General features: G+C 48.8%; 15 protein-coding genes and 2 pseudogenes. 4 read left to right on the top strand and 13 right to left on the bottom strand.

Translation table 11 applies throughout. The features are described from left to right. The first annotated feature begins 104 nt into the window (after window positions 1–104). Together proS and FEM41_RS10205 are read left to right on the top strand one after the other, a co-directional pair. Window positions 105–1,823, top strand: coding sequence for a proline--tRNA ligase (proS, locus tag FEM41_RS10210; protein WP_138095878.1), 1,719 nt, complete (start codon window positions 105–107; stop codon window positions 1,821–1,823). A 45-nt stretch (window positions 1,824–1,868) separates the two neighbouring features. After that, window positions 1,869–2,675 carry a YaeF family permuted papain-like enzyme gene (locus tag FEM41_RS10205; RefSeq protein WP_421805285.1) on the top strand — a complete coding sequence of 269 codons (807 nt, stop codon included), beginning with the start codon at window positions 1,869–1,871 and terminating at the stop codon, window positions 2,673–2,675. Between the two features lie 43 nt (window positions 2,676–2,718). Here the strand turns inward: FEM41_RS10205 and nlpE are convergent, their stop codons facing one another. Genes nlpE through FEM41_RS10190 form a run of 3 tightly spaced genes read right to left on the bottom strand, consistent with a single transcriptional unit; the run spans window position 2,719 to window position 4,411 of the window. After that, window positions 2,719–3,417, bottom strand: coding sequence for an envelope stress response activation lipoprotein NlpE (nlpE, locus tag FEM41_RS10200; protein WP_138095876.1), 699 nt, complete (start codon window positions 3,415–3,417; stop codon window positions 2,719–2,721). A 32-nt stretch (window positions 3,418–3,449) separates the two neighbouring features. After that, on the bottom strand, window positions 3,450–3,872 hold the full coding sequence (gene arfB, locus FEM41_RS10195) for an alternative ribosome rescue aminoacyl-tRNA hydrolase ArfB (protein ID WP_138095875.1): 423 nt from the start codon (window positions 3,870–3,872) through the stop codon (window positions 3,450–3,452). Next, a complete protein-coding gene (locus FEM41_RS10190; RefSeq protein ID WP_138095874.1) occupies window positions 3,869–4,411 on the bottom strand; it encodes a YaeQ family protein in 543 nt (180 codons plus the stop codon). Before FEM41_RS10190 ends, arfB begins: the two co-directional genes overlap by 4 nt. Window positions 4,412–4,598: 187 nt before the next feature. Here FEM41_RS10190 and FEM41_RS10185 point away from each other — a divergent pair, with 187 nt between their 5' ends. Next, on the top strand, window positions 4,599–4,799 hold the full coding sequence (locus FEM41_RS10185) for a YaeP family protein (protein ID WP_138095873.1): 201 nt from the start codon (window positions 4,599–4,601) through the stop codon (window positions 4,797–4,799). After that, window positions 4,786–5,046 carry a Rho-binding antiterminator gene (gene rof, locus FEM41_RS10180; protein WP_138095872.1) on the top strand — a complete coding sequence of 87 codons (261 nt, stop codon included), beginning with the start codon at window positions 4,786–4,788 and terminating at the stop codon, window positions 5,044–5,046. The genes FEM41_RS10185 and rof overlap by 14 nt, the downstream gene beginning before the upstream one ends. A 38-nt stretch (window positions 5,047–5,084) precedes the next feature. Here the strand turns inward: rof and FEM41_RS10175 are convergent, their stop codons facing one another. The 10 genes and pseudogenes from FEM41_RS10175 to FEM41_RS10130 all read right to left on the bottom strand — a co-directional run bounded on the left by FEM41_RS10175 (window position 5,085) and on the right by FEM41_RS10130 (window position 14,585). Further along, a complete protein-coding gene (locus tag FEM41_RS10175; protein ID WP_138095871.1) occupies window positions 5,085–5,399 on the bottom strand; it encodes a c-type cytochrome in 315 nt (104 codons plus the stop codon). Next, a complete protein-coding gene (tilS, locus tag FEM41_RS10170; RefSeq protein WP_138095870.1) occupies window positions 5,396–6,709 on the bottom strand; it encodes a tRNA lysidine(34) synthetase TilS in 1,314 nt (437 codons plus the stop codon). Before tilS ends, FEM41_RS10175 begins: the two co-directional genes overlap by 4 nt. Before the next feature lie 140 nt (window positions 6,710–6,849). Next, a pseudogene (locus tag FEM41_RS10165) lies at window positions 6,850–7,230 on the bottom strand (Orn/Lys/Arg family decarboxylase); the annotation flags it as partial. Continuing rightward, window positions 7,230–7,358: pseudogene (locus FEM41_RS24870) on the bottom strand (hypothetical protein); the annotation flags it as partial. The pseudogenes FEM41_RS10165 and FEM41_RS24870, both read right to left, overlap by 1 nt. A gap of 71 nt (window positions 7,359–7,429) precedes the next feature. Then, window positions 7,430–7,819: a VOC family protein gene (locus FEM41_RS10155; protein WP_138095869.1), complete on the bottom strand. Its 390-nt coding sequence runs from the start codon at window positions 7,817–7,819 to the stop codon at window positions 7,430–7,432. Between the two features lie 553 nt (window positions 7,820–8,372). After that, the gene (locus FEM41_RS10150; protein WP_138095868.1) at window positions 8,373–9,098 is read right to left on the bottom strand and encodes a 4'-phosphopantetheinyl transferase family protein; all 726 of its coding nucleotides are present in this window, start codon (window positions 9,096–9,098) and stop codon (window positions 8,373–8,375) included. A 214-nt stretch (window positions 9,099–9,312) separates the two neighbouring features. Further along, complete coding sequence (locus FEM41_RS10145; RefSeq protein ID WP_138095867.1) at window positions 9,313–9,888, bottom strand: TetR/AcrR family transcriptional regulator; 576 nt, start codon at window positions 9,886–9,888, stop codon at window positions 9,313–9,315. 724 nt (window positions 9,889–10,612) lie between these two features. Beyond that, window positions 10,613–11,173 carry an NAD(P)H-dependent oxidoreductase gene (locus tag FEM41_RS10140; protein ID WP_138095866.1) on the bottom strand — a complete coding sequence of 187 codons (561 nt, stop codon included), beginning with the start codon at window positions 11,171–11,173 and terminating at the stop codon, window positions 10,613–10,615. Further along, entirely contained in the window at window positions 11,170–13,764 is a 2,595-nt protein-coding gene (locus tag FEM41_RS10135) for an efflux RND transporter permease subunit (RefSeq protein WP_138095865.1), read from the bottom strand. Before FEM41_RS10135 ends, FEM41_RS10140 begins: the two co-directional genes overlap by 4 nt. A gap of 11 nt (window positions 13,765–13,775) precedes the next feature. Next, on the bottom strand, window positions 13,776–14,585 hold the full coding sequence (locus FEM41_RS10130; RefSeq protein WP_138095864.1) for an outer membrane lipoprotein-sorting protein: 810 nt from the start codon (window positions 14,583–14,585) through the stop codon (window positions 13,776–13,778). Window positions 14,586–14,588: the final 3 nt, after the last annotated feature.

Raw genomic sequence — 14,588 nt, 5'->3', positions numbered from 1 at the left:
CTCTCTCTTTTGGCAACTCTGCCACACTGGTACACTAAGCCACTTTTTTCCAACGGGCCCTTTTCAGGCCTGCGTTAGATCGTTCAAATGGAACCTTTACAAACATGCGTACTAGCCAATATCTGCTCTCCACTCTGAAGGAGACACCCGCCGACGCCGAAGTCATCAGCCATCAGCTGATGCTGCGCGCCGGGATGATCCGCAAGCTGGCCTCCGGGTTGTATACCTGGCTGCCGACCGGCCTGCGCGTCCTGAAAAAAGTCGAAAACATCGTGCGTGAAGAGATGAATAACGCCGGTGCCATTGAGGTGTCCATGCCAGTGGTCCAGCCAGCCGATCTGTGGCAGGAAAGCGGCCGTTGGGAGCAGTATGGTCCGGAGCTGCTGCGTTTTGTCGATCGTGGCGATCGCCCGTTCGTGCTCGGCCCGACGCATGAAGAAGTGATTACCGATCTGATCCGTAACGAGCTGAGCTCCTATAAGCAGCTGCCGCTCAACTTCTTCCAGATCCAGACTAAATTCCGTGACGAAGTGCGTCCGCGCTTTGGCGTGATGCGTTCGCGTGAGTTCATTATGAAGGATGCCTACTCCTTCCACACGACTCAGGCCTCCCTGCAGGAGACCTATGACGCGATGTACACGGCCTACAGCAAAATCTTTACCCGCATGGGACTGGATTTCCGCGCTGTACAGGCAGATACCGGCTCGATTGGCGGTAGCGCATCCCATGAGTTCCAGGTGCTGGCCCAGAGCGGCGAAGATGATATCGTCTTTTCTACCGATTCCGAGTTCGCCGCTAACATTGAACTGGCCGAAGCCGTTGCCCCGGCCGCAGAACGCGCAGCACCGACTCAGGAAATGGAGCTGGTCGATACCCCGAACACCAGGACCATTGCCGATCTGGTCGAACAGTTCAATCTGCCCGTCGAGAAAACCGTGAAGACGCTGCTGGTGAAAGCGGAAGAAGGTTCAGCCTATCCGCTGATCGCCCTGCTGGTGCGTGGCGATCACACCCTGAACGAAGTGAAGGCAGAAAAGCTGCCGCAGGTCGCCGTGCCCCTGACCTTCGCAACGGAAGAAGAGATCCGCGAAGCCATTAACGCAGGCCCCGGTTCACTGGGCCCGGTTAAAATGCCGCTGCCGGTAGTGGTTGACCGTAGCGTGGCCGCCATGAGCGACTTCGCTGCTGGCGCCAATATCGACGGTAAGCACTATCTTGGCATCAACTGGGAGCGTGACGTCGCATTGCCGGACGTCGCTGACATTCGCAACGTTGTGGAAGGCGACCCCAGCCCGGACGGCAAAGGTACCCTGCAGATCCGTCGCGGTATTGAAGTAGGCCATATCTTCCAGCTTGGTACCAAGTACTCCGAAGCAATGAAAGCGAACGTTCAGGGTGAGGACGGCCGTAACCAGGTGCTGACCATGGGCTGCTATGGTATCGGCGTAACCCGCGTGGTAGCCGCTTCCATCGAACAGAACCATGACGAGCGCGGTATCGTCTGGCCAGAAGCGCTCGCCCCGTTCCAGGTCGCCATTCTGCCGATGAATATGCACAAGTCATTCCGCGTGAAGGATCTGGCCGAACGCCTGTACAGCGAACTACGCGCGCGTGGCGTAGACGTGCTGCTGGACGACCGTAAAGAGCGTCCGGGCGTGATGTTCGCCGATATGGAACTTATCGGTATTCCGCATGCCGTCGTCATCGGCGATCGCAATCTGGACAACGATGACGTGGAATATAAGTACCGTCGCGCTGGCGAGAAAGAGTTGATTAAAACCGACGATATCCTCGAATTCCTGATGGAAAAAATCACCGGATAAGTCACTGACGCCCCGCAGGACGCGGGGCGTTTTTTTATCTTCGCAATGACAATGGAGTGTCTGATGGCGCCAAAGATCCCCGCCCTGTTATGCATATCGCTGCTTGCTGGTTGTACCCTGGATATCTCCCCTTCACCTGAAAAACAGCGCCTGGCCATAAAAATACAGCGCCAGAGTTCTGCACCTGGCAGCAGCTTGCGCGATATCACACCTGAACAGCTGCGCGCTGGCGATGTTCTGTTCTCTTCCAGTCTGGGTCTGACTTCTTTGGGGATTCGACTGTTCAGTACCTCTTCGGTCAGCCATGTCGCCATCTATATTGGCGACGGCATGGTCGCGGAGGCCGTCGGTGATGGCGTACAGATCGCGCCGCTTCAGGAAGTGCTGAAACACAGCGATAAGCTTTTTGCTTTGCGTCTGCCCGATCTGACCCAGCCACAGGCGGAGGCTATCGCCCGCTTTGCCCGCGACAAAAACGGTAGCCGCTATAATTACGGCGGGATCGTCGAAATGGTCCCCTTTATGCTCACCAGACAGCTCTGTTCTCTGAACCCCTTTTCCCGCGAATTTCGCCAGCAGTGCGTTCAGGGATTAGCCAGCGCTCAACTCAGTACGCCCGATGGCCGCACGCAGGATAGCTATTTCTGTTCCGAATTTGTATTAGCCGCCTATGCCGCCGCAGATCGCCCACTCACCACCATGGCCGCTGGCTGGGTGAGTCCGGCCGATCTGATGCATATGCGTGATGGTGACGTCGCATCAATGACACCGGAACGGCCGCTTGATTACGTTGGTCACCTGAAACAGGGGGTTTACCTTAAAGCGCGTAAAATGGCGTGGCGGTGGCACTAAAACAGCAGATGCAGGTGGCTGACATCGCCACCTGCCCATCGCGTCAGTCGTTACAATCCTTGCCCGGCGCAAAACGACCGTCGCTGTCAGGAACCACCGTCATCTGCATCTCTCCACTGTCCGGATTCGGCGTCAGGGTAAAGTGCGCTTCCAGCTTCACCAGCACCGGCTGCATGCTCTGGTCACGCGCCTGACTGTAAGCCCGCTCCATCTGAATATTGTTGTCGAAGATGAAGGTGCGTCCGGTCGCACAGTCGGTAAAGGTGGCTGCATCGGCCATATACATATATTTGCCCTTCATCGCCATCGGCGTTTTGGGCAGTTGCGTCTGCACCGACTCCAGACGATAGTTCAGCGCGGATTCAATGGGATTGCCCTCTTGATCCAGCATCTCCAGCCCCTCACCGTCCGGGCGGAAGTAACGCTTATTGCCCCGGGCATCGGTCAGCACCAGTTTATCGGCAGTACGCGCCCAGGAACCCCAGGAGGCAGAAACATCAGGCATTTTCGCCCCTATGCCTCGCTCATTCATCACCCAGGTGCCATCCTTTTCCAGGAACAGCGAGGTTTCAATGCCCTCACAGTCGGCACAGGGCAGCACACCACGGAAGCTCTGCTGCATGGGTTTCAGTTCGGCGGCCTGGGTTTCTGGCGCCATCCGAACGCTATCGGAAGGGTTGTTACAGCCAAATAGCGACAACAACGTACCAACTGCAACTGCAGAAAAAATGATCTTTTTCACCGGCCAATCCTGTTATTCACTTTAGCGTTTCATTACTCCGGCATACGACGAACCCGGCCTCGCAACGATTTAGTCGTCGACTTCTGCGACTTTGCCGCCAGCCGCCGCTGCTTTGAAGCACGCGTCGGCCGGGTGGGTCTGCGAGTTTTACGGGGCGCGTTCAATTCCTGAATCAACGCCACCAGCCGTGCGATAGCGGCCTCCCGGTTCATCTCCTGACTGCGATACTCCTGCGCTTTAATCACCACGATACCCTCTGAGGTAATCAGATGATGGCTGGCCGCCATCATCCGCGCTTTATACTCTTCTGGCAGGCTGGAAGCACCAATATCAAAACGCAGATGCACTGCCGTTGATGCTTTATTCACATGTTGACCACCCGCCCCCTGGGCGCGAATCGCGCTCAGCGTAATCTCATCATCGGGAATGATAACGCGTCGGGATATCTCAATCATTGCTGCTGCCACGACACTGGCTTCAGCTCCAGATGGTTTTGAGCGTCAGAAAGCCAGATAGTTCCCTCCGTGAGCGTCGCCTGCAGCGTCATATTGCGCGCCGCCAGGCTACTCAGAGCCGCAAGCTGTTCATCATCCAGATACCAGATGGTCAGATTGCGATACCCGGCCAGCCGGGTCTGATTCTGCTGCCACCACACCTGGGCGGCACGGCTATTGTAGGCGAACAGCACCACCTGCGCCCCCTGACTACAGGCCTTCTTCAGGCGCTTTTCATCCGGCAGGCCCAGTTCGATCCATACATCGATATCGCCGCAATCGTTACGCAACCACAGCTCTGGCTCATCGTCAGCACAGAGTCCACGGGTAAAGGTCAGCCGCTCATCGGCATACATGATCCATGCCATCAGGCGCAGCATCATGCGCTGTTGCGTCTCTGACGGGTGGCAGGCAAGCGTCAGGCTGGTATCCATGAACCGGTTACGGTCGAGATCGGCGACATTGACTGCCGCTTTGTAAATCGTTGCTTTTAAAGCCATAGCGCCCCCAAATTTGCTGGCAATTATTGTAGCGAAAAGCGCCTCGACATTCTGCCGTTACTCCCAATTTTTCCCGTTCGTGCCCCTGCTGCCGTAAATTGCGCCACCTTGCGAAAGCGTGTTTATCTTCGTAGTCTTAGCAGGTATCCTGGTAAAAGTCTGGTTTCAGACTCGGAAAGGAGGGCATATGGAAAGGTATTGTGAATTAATACGCCGACGCTACAGTGAGATCGCCAGCGGCGAACTGGGCTACATCCCGGATGCGCTGGGCTGCGTATTAAAGTTTCTGAATGACACGGCTTCCGACGAGACGCTTTCGGATTCAGTCAGGGATAAGGCGGCTTATGCTGCCGCTAACTTACTGGTGAGCGATTATGTCAGTGAATGATACCTATCAACCCATTAACTGCGATGATTATGAGAATCTCGAGCTCGCCTGCCAGCACCACTGGCTTCTGACGCTGGAGTTAAAAAATGGAGAGAAACTCCAGGCTAATGCCCACGACCTGGTGATTCGCAAAGGCATCGAGTATCTGATTGTCGAAAATGGTGGCGACAAGCGCGAACTGCGCCTGGACGAAATTAATATGTTCAGTCATCCGGAACTTAAAGGCGATAACTACATTCGCGAATAATACTCTCTAAGGGCAGCCGCCTGGCTGCCCTTTCACTCTCAGGGCTCCATGCTGGCATAGTACGCCGCCAGATTATCAATATCCTCATCAGAAAGACCGTTGACGTAAGCCTTCATCACCTCCGCCTGGCCGCCGCTGCGCTCCCCTTTTTTATAAGCATGCAGCGCGTGGGCCAGGTAGGCCTCATTCTGTCCCGCCAGGTTAGGATAAAGCGGTACCGATATCTTCCCTTTAGCCCCATGACAGGCGACACACATCACCGCTTTCTCTTCACCGGCTTTGGCATCACCCTTCGCCAGCGCGGGCAGGCCGCACAGCAGCAGCGCCACCGCCAGCCCCGTTCGTTTGATCATGACTCTTGCTCCTTTTGCCATAAAATATGCCAGCATGACGCCCCCTGCGGGGCGCCTTCCCGGGTCACGAAAATCCCTGGCGCGGCAATCAGGCACTCATTGTAATAAAGCAGTGGCGTGGTGAAGCGCCGCCAGGGCGCGATACCAAGCTCCTGCCACAGTTTTTTTATCGGCCGCCCGTGGGCGCGCCCCAGAATATGTACCGTCCCCCTGGCCCGGAAACGGACGCTAACCTGCTCATCGTCAGCCGGTGGACGTACCGCGCTACCCGGTTCACCCCAACTCAGAGTGCCCAACGCCTCCGGTAGCTCCAGCGGCTGGGCGGGATCGTCCCAGCTCAGCACGACATCATCCAGCGACGCCCGACATTTTACCCGCCACAGCGCGCCATGGTAGCGACGTACCTCTTCACCGCCCAGACGCAGACGCGGTGCGGCATCTGCCCTGGCGCAGGCCACTTCATCCCACAAACGCGCCAGCATAGAACGCGACGGCGCCTGACCGCCGCCTCGCGTCAGCCAGCGCCGCAGCAGCGCGGCACGTCGGATATCACTCATGGCAGCAAGCGGCGTCAGGCGTAGCTCGCCCTGGGGACCAATCAGCGACGCCAGTTCATCCGCCAGCAGTTCGTCGATCAGGCTCTCCTGCTCGCCGCACAGCGCCGCACTACGCGCCGCAGTACGGGCAAAATGAGGCCAGCGCTGTGTCAGTTGGGGCAGTACCCGCAGGCGCAGATAGTTACGATCGAAGCGATCATCCTGATTACTTTCATCTTCGATCCACGCCAGCCCGTGCTTTCCGGCATAGCTCTCCAGCGCCGAGCGCGGGTTTTTCAACATTGGACGTACGAGTGTCCCACCGGCGAACGCCAGCGTTTCAGGCATGGCGGCAAGCCCCGCCGGGCCGCTACCGCGTTTCAGGGCCAGCAGCAGCGTTTCGCACTGATCGTCCAGATGCTGTGCGGTAATCAGCGCCTCTTGCGGCTGTAGAGCCCCGGCCAGGGCGGCATAGCGCGCTTCACGAGCCTGAGCCTCAACGCCCTGCCCGTTTTCCTGTAGCTCAACCCGAATCACTTCCATCGGCACCTTCCAGCGTTCGCAAATTTGCTGGCAGTGTACCGCCCAGTCGTCAGCGTAACGGCTAAGCCCGTGGTGGACGTGAATCGCCCGTAACCGGGCGCCTGTTTGCTCGCGTAGCTGCACTAACAGATGCAATAGCACCGTGGAGTCAAGACCACCGCTAAAGGCCACCAGCCAGCGCGACCAGTGATTCAGAGAGGGGGAGAGTGAAATATCGCCGTTGTTATCCATTGTCCGGAGGATTTAAGGAGGTATAGCGGCACGTTAACCACTCAGTCCACGATGATCAAGTGATAACGCCGCGTCCCGGTGAAAGTCAGGCGGGAAGAAAAAGGCAAGGGGGAGCACAGGCGCCCTCCCCGTTACTATGATTATATGTTTTTCAGTACATTAACGGTATAGCGTCCATCCGGCTGGTGATACGCACCATGAATGTCGGTTTCAAACCCGGGGAAATGGGCCCCGATTTCACACAACATTTGCAGGAACTCCAGCACCGGCAAGCTGGCTTCGGTGATCATTTCGCCCGGCATAACCAGCGGAACGCCCGGCTGATATGGAAGGATCATATTGGCGCTAACCCGCCCGACCATCTCATTGACGTTAATCTCTTCCACTTCACCCTGTAGCTCTTTATGGAAGGCGTGATACGGCGTCACCACCATCTCCAGCAGGACTTCGAAGGCACGGAACATCAGATCAGGCAGATTATGGTGTTCCACCAGTTAGTGCATACTGCGTGCCAGCTCCTGTGACGGGCGAAGAATACCAGCAGGTCGATTAAGCGAGGTGCCAGAGTAATCTGGCGACCAGAGCGGCTGATTTGGTTGGTTGCGGGTGAAACAAGCCATTCGCCTACGCGTACCACTGGCTGTTGCATAACCCCCCCTAAACAGGAAGGGAAAGCGTCCATCATAACACGGCCCCTACCCTCCCTTTGGGGACGCAGAGCTACGCCTCGTAGAGCTCAAGCGGTAACCCGTCCGGGTCAGTAAAGAAGGTAAAACGCTTGCCCGTCAGGGGATCGACGCGTATCGCTTCACAAGGCACATGATGCGATTCCAGATGGGCAACGGCCTGGTCAATGTCCGCCACGCTAAAGGCCAGATGGCGTAAACCACAGGCCTCCGGGCGACTCGGGCGCGGCGGTGGGAAGGGAAAAGAGAAAAGTTCGATAACATACTGCCCATTCAGTGCCAGATCCCCTTTCCAGGAGTCACGGGTTTCGCGGTAGACTTCGGACGTGAGGGTAAAGCCAAGAATATCGCAGTAAAAGGATTTGCTCTGAGCGTAGTTGGTGGCAATGATGGCGATGTGGTGAACCTGTTGTAAACCCAGCATAATCTCTCCTTTTTTGATGCTGGGACAATAAAGGGGCACATGGCTGGGCGCAAGATAACGAGGGATTTTTCAGACGACATGCAATCCTGTCGCAAGCCGTTTCCACTCACTCTTTACACCAAAGATAATCAATTATTCTGCTTTACTACATTTCCGAAAATTTAAACCACGTAACCCTAAAAGCACTATTTCCTTTACTAAATACCTTTATTTTAGACAAGACATGCTTATTTTTCATCAAGTTATAATAGCATCCCCGATTAAATCCGTGCCAGGTTCGAAATCTCTGGATAATCACAGGACGAATATCATGGCAAACCTGATCTATCTGACGTTAACGGGGAAAAACGGAAACTTATTTCTGCTGGCTGCTCTACAACCGCATCCATCGACAATAAATTCCAAAGAATCCATGCCTATCAAATTCTGGTTTATGATCTTTCACACCTAATTACCCGAGAGCAAAACGCTAATCACCATCCGGTAGTGTTCAAGAAGCCTGGCGATAAATTCTCTCCCCAGCCAGGTGTTTCTACTTCAGAATAAGCAATATTTATATTGACACGTAAACCATAGTAGTAACCCCAACTGGCCCAATCGAATAATAACCAGAAACACGATATCCAGCACGAAAAATCGGCACTAATTTTCTCGTCAGTTCCAGCGTAAAAGTGTGAGTATTTGGGTCAATTTCGTATAGTTTCGCCACCTCAAAACCAAATGTCTGCTGTACTAATGGATAGAGTGCTTTGAACAGACTCTCTTTAGCAGAAAAAGCAATGAGCAGTGCCGTATCAAATGGGAGACAGTTTGCAGCCAATAATACATCGCGTTCATCGGCTGTAGTAAAACTCGTAGCAATTTCCTGCATTATGTCAGGGCGAAACATTTCAATATCAACGCCCGGACTTATACCAAAATGATTTGGTGTCAGAATAGCAATGGCCGATGTGTCTGTATGAGAAATACTTCCCCGCCAACCTCTGGGCCAAACAGGAGCGCGATCTGTACCAGTAGCCACAACGCCATTGTATCCAACCTCTTGTAATAACTGTCTAGCGGCATAACGCCCAGCAAGATATTCTGCACGACGCTTTGCCCCAGCCGATTTCAACACATCCGGAAAAGGGAGCGACAACTGAGTAAAGAGTGTATCTCTATAAGAAAATTCATCAAAAGCAACCAGACACACTTTAATTCCGGAATGACTATTTGCATAGCCTGTGCTTTGCTGCCGAATAAAATCCAGGTTAGTAATGTGTCGCTCAAAAGTAAACATTTTTTTAACCACCAACGTACATTATGATATAAGGCACGAAACATTTCTACCATATTAATCCTACCCTAATTTTTTCTACGTTCAACAACAAAAATCCACCACCGACTCCAAGACTACCTCTTATTTTAAGAGAGGCGAAGTGTCTGGCGAGCTGTGGAGCCAGTCTAGTCACTGACTTTTTATCAATCATCAGACATTCCGAAAAAACATCTGATTATTCTACATTAATGATCCCATATGCGGCAGTATACAATGCATCATTAACATCAAAATCAATAAATGTATTTTTACCTACAGTGTATAACACCGACAACCCCTCAAATAACGCTACACACATCACCGCTTTCTGCTTCGCTAGATCATCCCGCATATCCGGTATTTTGCGTAAAATAATCAGCTTAACCTGCTCAATATATTTGATGTAAAAATCATGCAGTGCATAACTTGAATTAGTACAATTAGCGCTATTAACCCAAGCTTCCCAGATTAACTTACATAGTGTCACATCATTAAAATTACTAATAATAAGATCAACTAACCACTTTAATTCTTCACCATCATTAACAATAACTTCATTTAGTTTCTGAATAGAATCATCAATAACATCTTCAAATAATGCTGATAGTAGTTCCTCTAATGAGGGATAATAATACTGAACATTACTGAGCGATTTTCCGCACGCTCTAGCGACCTCACGCATACTGAAATTCCGCGCTCCTTTCTCAGAAAGGATTATCTTTGCCGTAGTTAGAATTTCCGCTTTTCCACTTTTTTTTTTTGCCAAAGTCATTGTATACAGCCCTCTACAAGTAGTTTTATCAGAACAGTATACTGGATTTAATCGAATAATAGTAGGGATGCCTGAATAGTGCCCTGTATCGTAACAGACGGATTTCTCAGTGAGAAAAATAGATGTCCAGATGGCTAAACATAACGTAACTCTCTGCCATATACTTACATCAGCATGTATTGTAGTTATTCAAACGCCTTAAGAAATTAACAAACATCTAACTATACTTAACTACATATAGTGTTTGAACATATTCTACCGGCTGACTATTTTTAATTAAAATATCAGAAGCAATCATCTTTCCACTGTCATATATTACCGTATTAACATTCATTACTCTGATCACCCCAAGTCGATCTCCAGGATTAACTAAGTAACCAGTAACAATATACGATTTTGTTTTATCATGATGTGAGGAATAGTAAACACCTACCCTCGGAGATTTGAATTCATCGATACTAATGGAATTAATTCCACCCACTTCGACAGTATGTTTTTTATCCAGTAGTTCAATTATCGGGTTAACTGGTAAATGTCTCTGCCCCGGCATCTGAGAAATACGGATCGATACAGCATTATCGGTAATGAATGAATTCATTAATTGATGTGTAACTGATTTTCCTTACCAATGCTGCGATAGTTTTAATACTCATAATTAACCTACTGTAATAAATAAATATTCGGGCGACTTATCTCACAGTATCGCCCGAATAGATATTTAAATTTAAATCACGATCTGTTCCAGTAATTCACGCCGCTGTTCGTCAGTTAACGCCGGTAAACCATAGAAAGGTTGGTAATTTACGCTGCTTATCCCGACCAAATTAAGAGTACCGACAATCATATTGTCAATAAATCGCAACATGTCGTATTGCTCCAGAATCGCCTTAGTTGATCCCAAAGGTAGCAGCAATGTAGCCCTTTTATCTGTTAGTAGCGGCGTAAATCCATTTTCATCATCGCGATAGGCAAAACCCCAAGAGAAAACGCGATCTATCCAGCCTTTCAATATAGCCGGTTGGCCATACCACCAGATCGGATAAATAAAAATCAAATGATCGGCATTTGCTACCTGTTGCTGATATTTTTTAACTTCCGGTAATACTTCGCCATTCTGTAATGCAATAAAATCGTCTACATTCAATACTGGATTGAAATTATCTTCGTACAGATCAATAATTTCACATATGGAATCTCGGCTCTCGATAATCTCAACGACACGTTGTTTAATTGCATGACTGAAACTTAATGGATTGGGATGGGCATAAATAATACAATATTTCATTGTTCAAACCTCATGTTTTTTTGTACTTCAGATTTTCTTTTCGGAAATACAATGGGTGAAAAAAGACTAAGTGTAAATATGGTCAATACTCCACTAATAAATAATGCCATACCTACCAACAAACCCACATCAAATATTGGCCGAAATGCAGAAAACAACAACGGGATGAAACCTACAAAAAATACTATGATATTAATTACGATCGCATTACCAGCACTACTGATAGCATAGTGGAGCGCTTGCTCGGCATCAGCTCCCTCTTCGTAGTGGGTTTTCATGCGCATAATATAATGCACAGAGTAATCTACCACCCCCAATACCAGGAAGGAAATAATTGCCGTACCTATATTTAATTCTATATTCAAAATGCTCATGAAAGCGAAGTAAAAAATAACCGTCAAAATCAGTGGTAATGTGCCAAAAAAACCATACCGCACCGATCTAAACCACAGACTCATAATGGCGAAGATAGAAATAAAGGATATGAATATCCCTATTTTCTGCCCCTGCCACATCTCACTTAACACCGATGTCCAGACCACCGGAGAACCAGCCAATATATAGCTTGCACCTTGGGGAATATTTTCATCAAGCCACGGGACAAGCTTATCAAGAAACTGTTGATACTCGCTGGCAAGCGTGGTGTTCATAGTGTACAATAAAGTTGTTTTAGAAAAATCAGCGTTTAATACATTAGTCAGATCCGTACCTCCGCTATTTTCATACATTAATACTGACTGGCGAATAATATCGTTACCTCTGACACGAATAACCTGCATAGTTCCGTCATCATTCGGTTCCATGATCTTTTCTTCAGCATAAGGTAACCTGTTGTACTGGGTATTATAGTCATTCAGCGTATAGTTAATACGGCGAATATAGCGCGCGATAGAATAACTATACGTGACACTATTCTGCTGATGAACAAACCTCTCCATACGATCAATAAAATTTACCATATCAAGATCGATAGCACCGTTTTCCTTATGGGTATCTATCTCAATCCATCCAGGACTGGTGCCAGCGATATGTGAATTGATAAATTCGTCAGATTCACGAAACTGATTTGTTTTGGCAAAATAGCGACTGCCCATATCATCTACTTTGACGTTACGGGCAATAAGCAAAGCGGAAAAAGTCAGCAGACCAAAGCAAATCATAATCACAAGTCGATGCGCGGCAATAATCCGTAGTGTGGAGAACAGAAAACGCTGAATATTTGTCGATGTTTCTTGTTGTAGCTCGGTACTCTCATCTTCCCGTTGGTATTTGAATGTGTGCAGCATAGCCGGAATCATCAGCAAGGAAATGATTAGCGCGACGAACATGCCAAATGTCATATAAATCCCGAAGTTACGCAGATTAACGATGTTAGTACTCGTGGATAAAATAAAGGTGACGCAGGTTGCCAGCGTGGTCAAAATTACTGGCCGTGTCATCAAACGCATCATAGCTTTATTGGCATCACGTAGATTTTTTCCTTGAGCAACCTGATGCTTATATTCGACCATAATATGAATTGCGTCAGACGAACAAATCGTCACAAGGAATACCGGTAGCACGCTAGTAATCAAATCCAGAGGCGTACCAACAATCGCCATCATGCCCAGCGTCCAGATAACACAGCCCACAACATTTAAGAGTGGGATCAGTACACCATAACGATTACGCAGGAAATAACCTAACAGCCCAAAGACCACCAGTATGGTGATTGGAAACAACAACTGCATATCGTGATTTATGGTTTTGGTCTGCTCAGCAAAGAACACCGGTACACCAGCAATAAATATGTCATCAACAAAGGCAGGGTGTTCGCGTTTATAGTTGTCAACCATGTTTGTTATGATTTGATATGTGCGCATCTGCGCTACCGAATCATCAGGAAGGATACCAAGCTCAATGGTAATCATTGTCACCGTGCCATCTTGATTCACCACCCCCATATTCATGAGTTCATTGTTCATCAGAGCATTCTGCGCCATCCGCGGATTGACCCCCAGATTATTCACAGTCACTGCCGCCTTCAGGGTATCACCATCGACCAAAAACGCGTTTTCCGTCGCTGACATGCCCGCCATCTCTTTTATTGGGTTAATACGTTCAACCAGAAAACGTAGAAATGAGGCCTGCCGCTTAGAAAGACGTAATTGGTCTCTGGAGTCATAAATGGACTTTACCAACATTGCATCGCTCTGTGTAAAACCCCGCTGGCGGATCTGCGCTATCTGCTCATTCCAGGAAGAATCCACGGGTAGATCTTTTAGTATGCTTAGAAATTCGGTCACATCTTCATCATTGGCCAGAATGAGTTTTCTGGCTTGTTCTGTCAGGGTGAATACTGCATTTAGTGTTTCCTGATTAAATACGGTCTCTTTGTTATGTATAGCAATCAGGACTGAGTCATAGGTTCCGGTAAAATCTTCACGAATGTCAGCGATCGCCTTTCGAGCCGGATGAGATTCCGACAGCATATAAGGATTACTGTCTTCCGTAAGGTCAGTGATTTTCCACGCGAACAGAAGTGTTATTAGCAAGAGGATAAAGAGCACCCATCGAGAGTATTTCTCAATAAATCGAATATAACCTTCCATGATGATTTCTCTTAATGGTTAATTAGTTTTTTGAATTCACTATCTTTAATACTGGTTTTCAGAATGCTTTGCGTTAAATAATTGACATCAACACCAGCATTGTACTTAATGGAGTGAAATATCATTTCCGATTCTTTATTGTTTTCAAAATTCCGCATTCTGCTGTGCATAATGGTCCAGATATTCTGAATCAATCTTACTTCAGTAGTCTCCAATGATTTATATTTAACATTCTTACTATTAAAGTAATCCTGTTTTAACACAATATTGCGCTCTTTATCTATCCATAGCAAGGTACGATTATAACCATTTTTATTTATAACATCCTGAGAAACTGGAATACGCTCAATTTTCCACGAATCCCGCCCATTCACTTTCTCCTCACCTTCCAGAGTGGAGTGATAGTCTTTAACCCGTAGTTTATCCAGATCGGAATAGCTGTAGGTGCTCCCCATAAAGGCTCCTCGCTTATCCTGCCCGGAGATTCGGCGCACTTTACGAAAAGCCGGTAGGTACATCCATTGTTCATCGTCGCTAGCAATGGATTCATTGTAGTTGGCGATCAAGAAGCTCACGTTACGCACATCAGAAGGTGAATAAAAAAACATGCTGGCCATCTCCCTGTCAGGTAGATCTTTTTGCAGCATATACATATTTTTATCCTGAATTTTTCCATTATTATGATTTCTGAGTGTAACCTGAGAGACATAATCATCTCCATCATAACGATCACGTACTTTAGTTAATATCTGATCAGCCTGCGGTGTAGCCAGTGCAGATACGGAAAATACGCAGAGTAGAGTGCAAATTTTATATTTCATAAA

The sequence above is a fragment of the Jejubacter calystegiae genome (genome assembly GCF_005671395.1).
Taxonomy (GTDB): domain Bacteria; phylum Pseudomonadota; class Gammaproteobacteria; order Enterobacterales; family Enterobacteriaceae; genus Jejubacter; species Jejubacter calystegiae.
The sequence above is the reverse complement of the archived record's forward strand: the minus strand, read 5'-3'. Positions and strand labels throughout refer to the sequence as shown.